Here is a 14242-nt window from a genome sequence, read left to right as displayed (position 1 = left end):
AATTAAAATGTACTTATGAAACTAAAACTATCTTTACTGTTAGCTTGTCTTTGCTTTACTATTTGTAATTCTCAAATTGGGTTTTTGGATAATACCATTTTAGATACTGACAAAATAAGTGGTGATGTCCATCAAATTATTTCGGTAGATTTTGACAATGATGGTGATAGTGATTTATTAGTCGCTACACATGATATAATAGGATGGTTTGAAAACCTTGAAGCTGCTACCGATTTTAGTAAACTAAATGTTATTGCTGAAATTGAGACGGGCTCAAGTCAGCCTAGTAGTGTTTTTGTAGAAGATTTTGATAATGATGGTGATAAAGATGTTGTTTATGCTTCATCCTTTGAGAATACAATATATTGGTGTGAAAACATGGACGGATTAGGAAATTTTGGCGATAGACAAATGATTTCAAGTGATTTGAATTATGTATTAAGTATAATATCCGCAGATATTGACGGAGATGGTGATTATGATATTGTTTCAGCGTCAAGAGATGACGATAAAATTGCTTGGTATGAAAACACAAATGGCTTAGGCGATTTTGGAAACCAACAAATTATATCAATTACTGCAGAGCCTCACTCAGTAATATCAGTAGATTTAGATATGGATGGAGATATGGATATAATTTCTAATTCATTTACAGAAGAAAAGATAATTTGGTACGAAAATCTTAATGGACTTGGGGATTTTAGTGATGAAATCATAATAGATCAGTTAGAATTTTACAAGGCTGAGTCTATCGCATCTTCTGATTTAGATAATGATGGAGATATGGATTTAATTGTTGGATATTATACATTTTCAACACTTTCAGATCGTTTAGTGTGGTTAGAAAATTTAGATGGCTTAGGGAATTTTGGATCGAGTCAAATTATAACGACTGAAATTAATGGAATTCGTTCAATATTTGTAACAGACTTTGATAATGATGGTGATAATGATATTCTTTCAGCATCAGAAGATGATGGTAAAATAGCATGGTATGAAAACTTAGATAGTAATGGTAATTTTGGTAACCAAAATATTATTTCAGATAACTCAGATGATGTGAAAACTATAAGTGTTGCAGATATTGATGATGATGGAGTTTTTGATGTAATAGCAGGTTCTAGTATTGAAAATCAAATGAGTGAAGTTGTTTGGTTTTATAATAATTCTAGTGGAGTTAATTTTCCTAAATTGACAATAAATGTTGGATATGGTCAGGTAGGCTCTGTTCATCAAGCAGATTTTAATAACGATGGTAATACAGATATTTTGTCTGGCTATTCAAATCCTAATCATGATAAGCTGATCTGGATAAAAAATATTAGCGGTGATTTTGATAACCCTTCACCACAATTTGTATCTACGTTTAATAATAACATTTATAGTGTATTACCCACAGACATTAATAACGATGATTTTGTTGATGTCTTTGCCGTAACTAATATTGAAAATAATGCATTTTGGCTTGAAAATATAGGGCCTGGTTTTTTAGCTACTCAGAATGATATTGCTAACGACATTTCTGGAGTACCATGTTTATTATCAGCTGATATTGATGGTGATAATTTGATTGATATCGTTGTTGCTTCAAATAATAATAATGAAATAGTATGGTATAAAAACCTAAATGGCGTAGGAGCTTTCTCTTCAGCAAATACAATAACTGATAATGCTCTTTCTGCTCGTTCAGTTTATGCTTCAGATATAGATAATGATGGAGACATGGATATTCTATCTGCTATTTCATTTCAAGATAAAATAGCATGGTACGAAAACTTAGATGGTTTAGGGAATTTCTCTAACGAAAAGATTATAACTTTAACTGCTAATTCTGCATATTCTGTCTATTCTGCCGATATAGATGGTGATGGAGATGAGGATGTTTTGTCTGCATCAGATATTGATGATAAAATAGCTTGGTATGAAAATTTAGATGGACTGGGTAATTTTGGTGTAGAACAAATTATTTCTACTAATGCAGATGGAGCTAGAGCAGTAACTGCTGGTGATTTAGATAATGATGGTGATATGGATGTTATTTCTGCATCAGAAGGAGATGGAAAAATAGCTTGGTATGAAAATCAAAACGGACTAGGAAGTTTTAGTTCTCAAAAAATCATCTCATTAGATGTAGAATTTGCAAAATCAGTATTTACCATAGATATTGATAATGATGGAGATATGGATGTTATTTCTTCAGGTTCTGATAAGATAATCATTCATGAAAATTTAGGCATTGTCAATCAAATTACTGGTACTATAAAACTTGATTTAAATTCTAACGGTTGTGACGATAATGATCTAGAAATCCCTAACGTTTTAGTTATAGCAGAAAAGCTTAATGAAAGTTTTGCTTCATTTACACAAGAAAATGGCAGTTACCTTATAAATGTTGTTAGTGGTGAATATGATGTCTCAATTATTTCGCCAATTGAAAATAATTACCAATCTAATCCTGATTTTTACGCTGTGACTTTCACAAACACAAATGATTCATTTATAGGAGATTTCTGCTTAGAACCTATCCAAATTATTAACGATTTAAATATTAGTATCATTCCAGATTTAGATGATCCAAGACCAGGTTTTGATACATCCTATCAAATAGTTTATAAAAATATTGGTACAGAACAATTGACTGGTTCTATAACTTTTCAATTTGACAGTTCTAAAATGAATTTTTTAGGAGCTAGTGAATCTATAAATTCACAGTCTGCTGGAATAGTTACATTTGATTTTTCAGATTTAAATCCGTTTGAAACTAGAACTATTAATCTAGATTTTAATATACTTACTCCACCTACAACAAATATTGATGATATCTTAGCTTTTACAGCTACAATTAACCCTATTACCAATGATGCGACTGAAAACGATAACGTATTTTCTTTTGAACAAACTGTTATTGGCTCTTACGACCCAAATGACATTACAGTTTTAGAAGGAGACGAAATACTATTTGAAGATGTTGACAAATATTTGCATTATGTAATTCGATTTCAAAATACCGGAACCGCTAGTGCTATAAATGTCAGAGTTAGCAATACATTAGATCAAAAATTGGATTGGACAACTATGCAACTTGAGAGTTTAAGTCATACAGGCAGAGTAGAAATCACAAATGGCAGTGAAATAAATTTTATTTTTGATGACATTAATTTACCAGACAGCACTAATGACGAACTTAATTCTCATGGTTTTGTAGCGTATAAAATAAAGCCTAAGAATGATGTTATTGTTGGTAATATTATTTTCAATACTGCTGAAATATATTTTGATTTTAATCCACCGATAATTACAAATACTGTTTCCACTGAGATAATTGATGATGAGCTTTCTATTCAAGATAATACGCAATCAATTTTTAAATTGTATCCAAATCCAACACATGGTCTTTTATCAATTACATCTAATCTGCCAATTAGTATTGTAAAAGTATATAATAGTATAGGTCAACTTATGTATTTATGTACTCATTCAGACTCTATAGATCTATCAAATTTTGAATCTGGAATTTATATTATTGAATTAAAAGACATTCATAACTCAGTTGAATGGAAAAAAATAATAAAACGATAGAAAAACTAATTGAAATAAAGCACAGTTGGCAATAACCTGTATAATTTATTGTTCGGTTCGTGTGTGCTCGGAAAATTTCTGCGGAATATTCCTTTGATTCGATTTGTTTTACTACCTTAGACCAAACCAATACAACAACATCATAAACAACACGTTAGCCTTCATTATGGCCAGCCGCTAAACCAATTAAAAAATTCTATTTAAAATTCGTCTAAACCCAATTTCATAAAAAAACAGGGACGTATTTTCAATACCCCTTTGGAGAAATTAATCTTAAGAAACAAGTCGTATTAGGGCTGCTAGTCGTATTTGGTTTCTCACTTAGCAGAACAGGTCAAGAAGTTAATTGTAGTAAGATTGATAAGAGGTTTAGTAAATCTAATAGTACCATTAGATATAGAGTTAAAACTAATAACAGTTTAGGCTTAAATAAATTTATTTCTACTAAGGGTATTTTTATTACCCAAAAGCAAGTATAAATGTCAAGCCTTAAAATATAATAGAGCTCCAAAAGGATTAATTATACATTCATAAAAAGATTATAGCAAATCTGATAAAATGTATAAATCTAGAGCACACATAAAATGTCTAATTACAATTTAAAAAAAGATAAGCCTGAATATTTACAAATAAATTAATTATGAAAAAAATAGTATTAGTAGTTGTAATCATCACAATGTGTTCAAATTTATTTGCACAAAAAAGCGGAATGGCTGTTGAAAAAGATAACCTATCTGGAAGAATTACTGGAGAAGGTGAAGTTAAAAATAACAAAGAAGTTGGGATTTGGAAATATTATTCAAAAGATGGTTCTAGTGCTTTAGCAGATTATGGTGATGGCACTGGAGAACCCATAACTAAATATTTTGACAGGAAAGGACAATTAGTATTTATTGGTGATCATTATGTTGTAGACTTTTTTTTACGAACCTTCAGGGTTAGCGAAACGGATGATGAACCTTACCAGTATTTTATTGGGTTTGAATACCTCAAAGAAAAATTCATAGTATTAAATGGGCTTTGGAAGGAGTATAATGAAAATGAGGTAATGATATCTAAGACTAATTTAATAGATGGCAACAAAGATGGAATAGAAGAATTTTATTACGACTCAGGAAATTTAAAAAGAAAATGCTACCACCATAACGGACAACTAGATTTAGAAACTTGTAGATATTATGATGAAAATGGTAATGAAAGATCATATGATTTAGAACTAGCCTCAGTGCTTTATTATGACAATAAAGATTATAAAAATGCATTTACACATTTTAATGAAGCTGCAAAAGATGGCGATTTAATAGCAAAGCAATTCCTTGCGATGATGTATGAAGATGGGCAAGGTGTTGAGAAGAATTTAGATTTAGCAATCAAATTATACGAGGAACTTTGCAATAAAAACATTTCAAGAACTTGTAAAGCATTAGAGACTATTCATTTAAAAAAAGCAGTTTCGTATTTAGAAAAAGAACAATATACCAAAGCCATCGTTCATTTAAAAGAAGCTGCTAAAAATGGAAATTTAGATGCTCAGTATAACCTTGCTGTTATGTACCATACAGGGATGGGAACTGATATTGATTTAGATTATGCTACTCAATTATACAATAAACTTTGCGATAAAAATCACTTTAGTGCATGCTTAAATCTAGGTTTATTGTATTTAGATAATGAAACTTTAATTATGAAAGAAATAAATAGTTTAGGCTCCTCTAGTGCGGACAATGCAAGATATGAAGAATTAAAAAGTCAAAGAAAAAATATTTGTAAACAAGCGCTTAAGTCACTTGAGAAAGCTTATAAATTGAAACCTAACGAAGATTTATTGGCTACTATTAATAATCTAAAATCAATTTTAGAGTAAAGTGACATCTAACATCATTTAACATATTTCAAACACATCAGTATGAAAAAAACAATCCAGTTATTAATCATTTGTATCATTTTTGTAAATACATATGCTCAAGAAGTACAAAAAGAATATTACGACAATGGTCAATTAAAATCCATTGGTAAAGGAAAAAACCCTAATGCTCCTATTACCTTAAACCCAAATCAGCCACCTCCTGCGGAAGGAGAATGGAAATTTTATTATGAAAATGGCAAACTTAAAAGTATTGGATCCTATAAAAAAGGGCGACGTACTGATTTCTGGAAGTATTATTATGAGAACGGTCAAATAGAATCTGAAGGAAAATGGACAATCACATCATTAACGTCAAAAAAAGATGGTGTTTGGAAGTTTTATCACGAAAACGGTAAACTTAAAGCTATGGGAAGCTATTCTTTTCATGACATTTATGGGCATCAAATGCATGGAGAATGGAAGAGCTACGATGAAAATGGTCAGTTATTCACTATACAGAATTATGATGGAGCCAAGGTGACTTGGATGAAAGAATATAATGTAAATACAGGTAAAATTCAACGTGAATACCAAATAAGTAATGATCTTGATTATTGGAAATTTTATTATGAAAACGGCCAAATTGAATCCGAAGGACATACCAATACAGATAGCAAACAAGTAGGCGTTTGGAAAAGCTATTACCCAAACCATCAATTGGGTAGAATAGTCAATTACTCAAATGGACTAATGGATGGTAAGGAAACGGTATATTATAAAAATGGTGTATTGTTTAAAGTAGTTTTATGGGAAAATAATAAGTTAATGAACATTATTAGTTATAATGATAATAACGGAAACGAATTAGATTATGGCGATTTTAAAGATGGTAATGGTACGCTTATTTATTATGATAGTGAAGGCAAGTTGGATGGTAAAATAGAAGTTGTAAATGGTGTTATTCAGAACCAATGATAAAATTCTTTAGAAAGATTAGGCAGAACTTACTCTCAGAAGGAAAAACTGGAAAGCCTGCCAGCCGGACAGGCAGGTATTTAAAGTACGCGATTGGAGAAGTTATACTCGTGGTCATTGGTATTCTCATTGCTTTGCAGATTAATAATTGGAATGAGGAAAGGAAAGCTAAAATATTTGAGAAAGAATTATATGGTCGTATTCTAGTGGATTTGCAAATAGATGAAAATCGAATAAATGAACACATTGTGTACTATAATAAAGATCAAGAAATTCTTAATAATATTTATCAAGAAACCCAGAGATTTTCAACCAACGATTCTATAACTGAATTCAGTACCATTAGAGCTGCGAGAATATTTGATCTGATTCTAACGGTAAATTACTCTCACTTAACCAAAGACATCAAAATGCCTCAGATTTTAGATAATATTGACCACTATTTTAGAGAAGAGCAACACGTAAAGGACGCATTTAATATGATGGCGGAATTTAAAGAAGAACATTTAAAACCCTATTTAGCAAAACATGGAATCAATGATGCGAAAGAATTATTCAATAATCACCAATTAAGCTATTATGAGCTTAGAGAAAAGAATGTGTTCTCTTATTCAAAACTTAAAGAACAATATGGAACGGTGGAATTAGAACAAATGTTGTTCGATTTAGGTATAAGAACATCTTGGGCAAAAACAGCATTGGAAGATCTATTAAAAACCAATAAAAACCTTCAATTGGATTTAACTAATGTATTGAAAACGAACAAACCATCCAATTGATAAAAACTCACAACAGCGTGTTTAACCAATTGCCTGATTTGTGTGCACTCGGAAAACCTTAGCGAATTTTCCTCTGTTCATTTTTCTTTTGTTAACTTAGTTCCAGCCTATATAACTAGTCATACACCTTACATCGACAACAATTTGAATGAAAGAACAACTAATCAATTCCATTTCAAAACACATTAAATTAAGTTCTGAAGAAGAAAATGTAATTGAAGATTTCTGGACTAAGAAAATCCTTGAAAAAGGAGATTATCTTTTGAGAAATGGTGAAATTTGCAGAACTGACAATTTTGTTACTAATGGGGTGTTAAAAGCGTTTTACATTAACCCCCAAACAGGAAAGGAAGAGATTCTATATTTTGCAATTGAAAATTGGTGGGCAACTGATATTGAAAGTTTTCAAAAACAAAAGGCTTCTATCTATAATATTCAAGCAATTGAAACAACTGAACTACTACAAATTAACTACCACTCCTTTCAAAAAATGTTAATTAAAATCCCAAAGCTAGAGCGCTTTTTTAGAATTATTCTTGAAAATTATCTTGGTAGTTTACAAAAAAGGTTAATCACAAATAACACCTTGGACGCCGAACAACGTTATTTCAGCTTCATTGAAAATTACTCAGAAATTGCAAATAAAGTACCTCAATATTTAATCGCTTCTTACCTAGGGATTACCCCAGAATTTTTGAGCAGAATTCGCAAAAAATATAACCTATCTTAAACTAGGTCAATATTTTTCTTATTCTCATTATAGAACTTTGCTTCATTATTCAAAAATTAGAAAAAAATGAACAAAGTACTTATTATTAATGCAAGTGTCAGAAATGAAAAATCGCACAGTAGAAAACTAACGCACCTTTTTGTAGAAAACTGGAAAAACAAAAACCCAAAAGACACTTTTTCTTATAGAGAAGTCGGACTCACTGAAATCCCACCTATAGATGAAAAATGGATTGCAAGTGCATTTATCAAACCGAGTGAAAGAACAGAAGAAAATCAATTGGGTGTTGAGTTTAGTAACGAATTGATTAAAGAGTTTAAAGAACATAATATTTATGTTTTAGGAACACCAATGTACAATTGGTCTATTCCAAGCGGACTAAAATCTTACATCGATCAACTTATGAGAATTAACGAAACTTGGAAATTCCGTTCAGGCCAACCAGATGGAGATTATGTTGGACTTCTTGAACACAAAAAAATGTTCATTCTGTCAAGTCGTGGCGACACAGGTTATGGAGAAAATGAGAAAAACGAACATATGAATTACCAAACAACTTACTTAAAATTCGTTTTTGGGATTATGGGTATAGAAGATATTTCGATAATCTCATTAGACAATGAAGAGTTTGGTGGAGACCTATTTGAAAAATCTAAAAAGAAAATCTATCAAAAGATTAAACAGATTTAAAAACTGTTGCAAATACCATATATAATTCACGGTTTGGCTTGTTGTGTTAACTTAAACATAACACCACAAATAGCCACATAAACACATTAAAATTAATTTGATTAACACTTCGTCCTTGAAAAAATACAGTTCGGAAATAAAAAATTCTGTAAATTACCAAATAGATTTAGATTTGAGCAATCATAAATATTTAACTAAATGAATAAGGCTTTAAGAATTTTAAAAAAGGGAATTATATATACCTTCTCAATCCTCTTACTTCTTTCAGTTACAGGCTACGTTTACCTATATGTACTACCAAAAGGACCTGAAATTACGCCAATTAAAAAAATCGATAAGGGTATTGACTCTTTTGTAATTAACGCTTATAAAAGTAGTGAGAGAAAAACGATTAGGGTATGGACTTACAAACCTGAAAATTGGAATGACAAAGACCAAATAGTTTTTGTTATGCACGGCGGAGGACGAAATGCAGAAGACTATTTAAATGCTTGGGTAGAATTAGCAGACAAAAATAATTTGTTAATAGTCGCACCAGAATTCGAGAATAAATTTTCGAAATATACTACCAATGATTACCAAGAGGGAAATTTATTTACTTTTTTTGGCACTAAAAACCCAAAAAGCGAGTGGGCATATACGATCGTAGAAAATATTTTTGACCATATCAAATCGGTTAACAGTATTACAAACGAACAATATGATATATTTGGACATTCGGCTGGCGGACAATTTGTACATAGGATGGTAATGCTAATGCCTGAATCCAGAATTGGAACAGCTATCGCAGCTAATTCTGGATTTTATAGTTTACCGAATAAGGATCTTGAATTTCCCTATGGCATTCAAAACACAGAAATAGATTTACAAAAGTCTTTCAATAAAAGATTGATAATTTTATTAGGAGAATTAGACAATGACCCTAGTTTAGGAACTTTCAGAACAACGGAATTGGCTATGAAACAAGGAGCACATAGATTAGAACGTGGAACCACCTTTTTTAACGCGAATAAGGAATTGAAGAATAAAAATAATTGGAAGTTTAATTGGGAAATAGATACTGTGAAAAATATAGGTCACGACTATAAAAAAATGTCGAAAAGTTCAATTGAGTGGATAAAAAACTAATCCTAACACCAGGTATAATCCATGCTTTGCTTCGTGTGTACTCGGAAAATGCTCGCTGATATTCCTCTGGTTCGTTTTCTATTTACTAACTCAGTTTTTCCTAACGCAATTAATCACCCACACGTTATATATCATTCCCTGTATAAGAAAACCCAATTAATAACAAGAGAAATGTTTAACATAAATCACAATTAAATCGTATTTAAGAAAATCGTCCATCTATAAACGAGAATTATCCATTTTACACTATTTCATTCTTCATCAACTTTGTATTGTCAATATTGACAAGCAATTTTAAAGAATAAAAAAATGGAAAATTTATCTAAAACAGAATTTAACGTTCCAACAAGAGATGAAGTATCTCAAACCAATCAAGAGATTTTTGACAATTTAAATAAAGCATTAGGATTTGTGCCTAATCTTTATGCAACAATAGGGTATTCAGACAATGGCTTAAAACGATTTTTAGACTATCAAAATGCAAAAACCTCATTAAACAACAAGGAGAAAGAAGCCGTAAACCTTATTGTAAGTCAGGTAAATGAATGTGTTTATTGTCAAAGTGCACATGTAGTATTAGGAAAAATGAATGGCTTTAATGATGAACAATTATTAGATATAAGAAAAGGAAGAAGTGAAAATCCTAAATTAAATGCATTAGTAAAATTGGCAGCAGATATCACTCAAAACAGAGGTAAAGCTAAAAATGAAAATGTAGAGGACTTTTTTGCTCAAGGATATACTAAAGAAAATCTTGTGGATGTAATACTTCAAGTGAGTGATAAAACAGCTATGAATTATTTACACAATCTCACTAAAGTGCCTGTAGATTTCCCTTTAGCTGTAACCATTTAAAGCAAATAAAGGAAATATGGGCTGTCATATTTCCTTTATTTATAACTTTTAAACTAATTAAGATATGAATCAAGAAAAAAAATATCCGCTTCCCCCATTTAATTTAGAATCTGCACTTGAAAAAGTTCAAAAAGCAGAAGATGCATGGAATTCCAAAAACCCCATACAAGTCTCAAACGCATACACCATAGATTCTGAATGGAGAAATAGAACACAATTTATTAACGGAAGAGAAGAAATTATTGCATTTTTAACTAAGAAATGGGAAAACGAAAAACATTATAAACTAAAAAAAGAACTATGGGGTTTTAGAGAAAATAGAATGGCTGTTAGATTTGAGTATGAATTTCAAGATAAAAACGACCAATGGCACAGAGCTTATGGCAATGAACTTTGGGAATTTAATGAAAATGGACTCATGAAAAAACGTTACGCTAGTATAAACGATTTAAAAATTGAAGAAAGCGAAAGAAAACTCATGTAAAATGTTGAATAATGATACAAAACAACAACTTCACACTTATTAATCCGCAAACGGGTAATCTAGCATTTAAAATATATCATTTAGAAAAAGATAATCCTTTTGACCATATCCAGAGACTAAATTATTACTCACTCATTTGGATCCAAAAAGGGAATGGTATCTTAAAAGCTGATTTTTCTGAATACGATTTTAATGAAAATATGTTGTTGTCCTTTTCACCTTACCAACCATTTATGCTTTGCACTAAAGCAAACATAAGTGGTGTGGTAATTCATTTTCATCCCGACTTTTTTTGTATTCATAAACATCACAAAGAGGTTGCTTGTCAGGGTGTATTATTTAACAATATTTACAACCCACCTATAGTTCAAGTTGAAGGCAAAGCTGCAGCAAGTTTTGAAATGATAATAGAGCTGTTCAAAGACGAAATGAGAAAGTCTGCTTTAGCTCAATATGAGTTATTAATATCCTATTTAAAAATATTTTTAATAACCGGATCAAGATTAAAAACAGAACAGCAGACCATTGAAATAAAAACAAACACCAATAACGAAGAACCCTTCATTTTACAGAATTTAAAAAATTATATTGAAAAACATTACAAAACAGTGCATTCTGCTAGTGAATATGCCAATATGCTAGCAATTACACCAAAAGCATTAACAAAACTTACCAAAACCCATTACAATAAAACATTAACCAATTTAATATCAGAACGTATCATTATAGAAGCCAAAAGAGAATTGTATTTAACCAATAAAACAATTAAAGAAATTGCTTTTGAGTTAGGCTATAATGACGAATACTATTTTAGTAGGTTTTTTAAAAAAAATGTTGAAATTTCACCACAGCTATATAGAGAAACCGTTGGCTTTGATAGGGCATCTGCTAGTTGAAAAGAGAGTAAAACTAACGCACAACAAGGTGTATAACTAGTTGATGGTTCTGTGTGTACTCGGAAAATCCTATCGGGTTTTCCTAATTGTTCCTTTCATTTTTGCTAACTTAGTTCCAGCCAATACTAGGAATCCTGAAACTATAAAAACTTAAATTCAAAACATATGAAAACTCTTAAATTAATTTTTGCACTATTATCCATCACTTGCTTCATTAACTGTAGTACCTCAAAGCAGGCAAGCGTTACTGCAATTGATTATAAATTAGATATGGTTGATTATAATGTTACGGATAGTAGTATTAAAGATTTATTGTACACTCATATGGATAAAACGAAATTTAAAAAGGGACAATCCATAAAAGAATCAACTTTTATTAAAGAGAGAAAACGGATTGTGAAATTGGTACGTAAAAATAATAATCCAGAATTTACAGCTGATAAGGTAAGTTTTGTAATTGACACAACATTTTCAAAAAATAAATTCTCTGTGACGACTATAGTCAAACAATAATCAAACTATTCAGACTTTAAAATTAAAACCTTGCACAACAACGCATATAATTAATGCTATGCAAGTTGGTTAAGATGATGTTCCTTCTTTACTTTTATTATATTGCATCACAAAGAATTATTGCGTATTTGTAAGTAACGAAACCATACACAAATTCGTTTACAAGCATCAAAACTCACTCATAGCAAAATGAATGACCACTTAATTAAGAATCTTAAATTATCATTATTCTGGAGTTTAATTGGAAATTTTATAATTGGAGGATTATTACTATATTTTATAAATACATTTAAGCCAATTGAATGGTATGCTTGGCTCATCTATTTAGTTTACCCAACGTATCTAATGGTTAGGGAAAAGAAAATCTTACTTGAAATTGTAATAAATCGGGACGATATAAACATCAAAAGTTATTCGCTATTTGGCGGAAAAAAAGAACTATCCCTAAACATCAATGAAATTATCGAATTGGATTTTTTTAGAGGTTTTGTTATTAAGTATAAAAATGCTCTAGGAAAAAACACAGAAACTTTTCAGATAAATGCTGAACCTTGGAATAATCTTTACGGACAAATAAAAGATCTAAAATTAGCTGTTCAAAAATTAGAACTAAGTAAAACCAAAAACCTAGATTTAAAAGCAGCTGAATAAAATTGCTGTTACTGAAAGTTTGAAATCGAGCACATCTCACATTACTTCTTACAATCTTTCAAACCCCAAGTATCCAAACTTCTTAAAATAGTCTCAAGTGATTTCCCTCTGGTCGTTAACGTGTATTCCACTTTAGGAGGAACCACAGGAAAAACTTTTCTAGAAATAAGTCCGTCCTTTTCTAAATCCCTCACTGTTTGGGTAAACATTTTATTTGAAATACCTGGAATTTTCTTTTGTAATATTCCTGAACGCAAACCGCCTTCTAATAAATGAAATAGAACTAATGGTTTCCATTTTGTCCCTATTAAATTCATTGTGTAATTCAATGGACAACTATTTTCTTTATTCAAAATTTAAGATTTATATTATTAATTATCAGTATTTTACTCTTTTTAGTAACTATACTACCTTTTAGTAAGTTATTGCCAATAAAGCAAATATAGATTAATTTTGCAATCTAAAATATAACTTATGACAACTAATAAAAATTATCCAAAATCATTTTCCCATATCGGCATAACAGTCCCTAATATAAAAGAAGCAGTAACATTCTATTCGGAAGTAATGGGCTGGTACATAATCATGGAGCCTTCAAAAGTCAAAAAAGAAAAAGAAACTGCAATTGGGCAAATGTGTATTGACGTTTTTGGAGACGATTGGACGGAATTTGAAATTGCTCATTTAGCAACTTCAGACGGAATTGGAATTGAATTATTTTCGTTCCCAAATGGCATCAAAGAAGCACCTGAATTTAATCCTTTCAATACGGGTCTATTTCATTTTTGTGTACAAGACCCAAATATTGAAGCACTCATTGATAAAATTTTGTCTTATGGAGGAAAACAAAGAATGCCAATAAGGGAATACTATCCAAATGATAAACCTTTCAAAATGTGCTATGTTGAAGATCCATTTGGAATTGTATTTGAAATTTACACTCATAGCTATGAACTAACATATTCTTCTGGTGCTTATTCAAATTAAAAACCAGTTGCCATAACATATAAAATTAATTATTACTGATAGCTAAGGGCAGAATCTTCTCTTACTATTCACTATATTGTTATGCAACAATTAGCGCGTACTTGTATGCCACCAACAAACTTTAAACAT

The 14242-nt window shown here is 30.5% G+C and carries 14 protein-coding genes; 13 read left to right on the top strand and 1 reads right to left on the bottom strand.

The features are described 5' to 3' along the window. The first annotated feature begins 15 nt into the window (after positions 1-15). The 12 genes from N4270_RS15825 (at position 16) to N4270_RS15770 (ending at position 13126) form a co-directional block, all read left to right on the top strand. Positions 16-3579, top strand: coding sequence for a T9SS type A sorting domain-containing protein (locus N4270_RS15825; protein ID WP_260098326.1), 3564 nt, complete (start codon positions 16-18; stop codon positions 3577-3579). 640 nt (positions 3580-4219) lie between these two features. Beyond that, positions 4220-5443: a hypothetical protein gene (locus tag N4270_RS15820; protein ID WP_260098325.1), complete on the top strand. Its 1224-nt coding sequence runs from the start codon at positions 4220-4222 to the stop codon at positions 5441-5443. 42 nt (positions 5444-5485) lie between these two features. Then, positions 5486-6400 (top strand): toxin-antitoxin system YwqK family antitoxin, encoded by a 915-nt coding sequence (locus N4270_RS15815; protein ID WP_260098324.1) that lies wholly within the window; start codon positions 5486-5488, stop codon positions 6398-6400. Beyond that, a complete protein-coding gene (locus N4270_RS15810) occupies positions 6397-7179 on the top strand; it encodes a hypothetical protein (RefSeq protein WP_260098323.1) in 783 nt (260 codons plus the stop codon). The genes N4270_RS15815 and N4270_RS15810 overlap by 4 nt, the downstream gene beginning before the upstream one ends. A gap of 148 nt (positions 7180-7327) precedes the next feature. After that, the gene (locus N4270_RS15805) at positions 7328-7909 is read left to right on the top strand and encodes a Crp/Fnr family transcriptional regulator (RefSeq protein ID WP_260098322.1); all 582 of its coding nucleotides are present in this window, start codon (positions 7328-7330) and stop codon (positions 7907-7909) included. Between the two features lie 66 nt (positions 7910-7975). Continuing rightward, positions 7976-8599: an FMN-dependent NADH-azoreductase gene (locus tag N4270_RS15800; RefSeq protein ID WP_260098321.1), complete on the top strand. Its 624-nt coding sequence runs from the start codon at positions 7976-7978 to the stop codon at positions 8597-8599. A 198-nt stretch (positions 8600-8797) separates the two neighbouring features. Further along, positions 8798-9727: a hypothetical protein gene (locus N4270_RS15795; protein ID WP_260098320.1), complete on the top strand. Its 930-nt coding sequence runs from the start codon at positions 8798-8800 to the stop codon at positions 9725-9727. 309 nt (positions 9728-10036) lie between these two features. Next, positions 10037-10582 carry a carboxymuconolactone decarboxylase family protein gene (locus tag N4270_RS15790; RefSeq protein ID WP_260098319.1) on the top strand — a complete coding sequence of 182 codons (546 nt, stop codon included), beginning with the start codon at positions 10037-10039 and terminating at the stop codon, positions 10580-10582. A 64-nt stretch (positions 10583-10646) separates the two neighbouring features. Then, the gene (locus tag N4270_RS15785; RefSeq protein ID WP_260098318.1) at positions 10647-11066 is read left to right on the top strand and encodes a nuclear transport factor 2 family protein; all 420 of its coding nucleotides are present in this window, start codon (positions 10647-10649) and stop codon (positions 11064-11066) included. 11 nt (positions 11067-11077) lie between these two features. Then, positions 11078-11962: an AraC family transcriptional regulator gene (locus N4270_RS15780; protein WP_260098317.1), complete on the top strand. Its 885-nt coding sequence runs from the start codon at positions 11078-11080 to the stop codon at positions 11960-11962. Between the two features lie 165 nt (positions 11963-12127). Then, the gene (locus N4270_RS15775; RefSeq protein WP_260098316.1) at positions 12128-12475 is read left to right on the top strand and encodes a hypothetical protein; all 348 of its coding nucleotides are present in this window, start codon (positions 12128-12130) and stop codon (positions 12473-12475) included. 189 nt (positions 12476-12664) lie between these two features. Next, positions 12665-13126 carry a hypothetical protein gene (locus tag N4270_RS15770; protein ID WP_260098315.1) on the top strand — a complete coding sequence of 154 codons (462 nt, stop codon included), beginning with the start codon at positions 12665-12667 and terminating at the stop codon, positions 13124-13126. Between the two features lie 41 nt (positions 13127-13167). Here N4270_RS15770 and N4270_RS15765 read toward each other — a convergent pair whose 3' ends face one another. After that, positions 13168-13443: a helix-turn-helix domain-containing protein gene (locus N4270_RS15765; protein ID WP_260098314.1), complete on the bottom strand. Its 276-nt coding sequence runs from the start codon at positions 13441-13443 to the stop codon at positions 13168-13170. A gap of 157 nt (positions 13444-13600) precedes the next feature. Between N4270_RS15765 and N4270_RS15760 the strand changes: the two genes are divergently transcribed. Next, the gene (locus N4270_RS15760; RefSeq protein ID WP_260098313.1) at positions 13601-14113 is read left to right on the top strand and encodes a VOC family protein; all 513 of its coding nucleotides are present in this window, start codon (positions 13601-13603) and stop codon (positions 14111-14113) included. Positions 14114-14242: the final 129 nt, after the last annotated feature.

Origin of the sequence: Psychroserpens sp. SPM9 (assembly GCF_025153525.1) — a bacterium.
In the GTDB taxonomy this organism is placed as follows: domain Bacteria; phylum Bacteroidota; class Bacteroidia; order Flavobacteriales; family Flavobacteriaceae; genus Psychroserpens.
The sequence above is the reverse complement of the archived record's forward strand: the minus strand, read 5'-3'. Positions and strand labels throughout refer to the sequence as shown.